The following is a 523-nucleotide window of genomic DNA, read 5'->3' as shown; positions in this document are numbered from 1 at the left end:
CTGGTGGGGGTGGATCCGAACCGCCTGACGAGTTTCCCGCACGAGCTGTCCGGCGGGATGCGGCAGCGGATGATGATCGCGATGGCGTTGGCGCTCGATCCGCAGGTGATGATCATGGATGAGCCCACGACGGCGTTGGATGTGGTGGTGCAGCGGGGCATCATCCGGGAGATCATGCGGTTGCGGGAGAGGTTGGGGTTCGCGGTGATCTTCATCACGCATGACCTGCCGATGCTGATCGAGATCAGCGACCGGATCGCGGTGATGCTGCAGGGGCGGATCGTGGAGCAGGGCACGGCGGAGGAGATCTACCGGACCCCGCAGCACGAGTACACGAAACGGCTGCTGTCGAGTTTCCCGTCGTTGACCGGGGAGCGCGGCGATTTCGTCCGCACGGGTATGAGCCAGGAGGGCATCCGATGAGCGGCAATGGCACGGGCACCGGCGTCAGCACGCGTGAGGGCACGCTCGAGGCCCGGAATCTGGTGAAGGACTTCACCCTGCGCTCCGGGTTCCGCACGAG

Annotated in this window: 1 protein-coding gene; it reads left to right on the top strand. The window is 65.4% G+C overall.

Annotated features, from left to right (window positions below; all coding sequences use genetic code 11):
• The coding region (locus tag DW299_RS00010) for an ATP-binding cassette domain-containing protein (protein ID WP_136035196.1) at positions 1 to 423 on the top strand (423 nt) is incomplete at its 5' end.
• Between the last annotated feature and the right edge of the window lie 100 nt (positions 424 to 523).

The sequence above is a fragment of the Microbacterium sp. K35 genome (assembly GCF_004794375.1).
Taxonomy (GTDB): domain Bacteria; phylum Actinomycetota; class Actinomycetes; order Actinomycetales; family Microbacteriaceae; genus Microbacterium; species Microbacterium sufflavum.
Note: the sequence above shows the minus strand (reverse complement) of the source record. Positions and strands in the feature narration are given on the sequence as shown.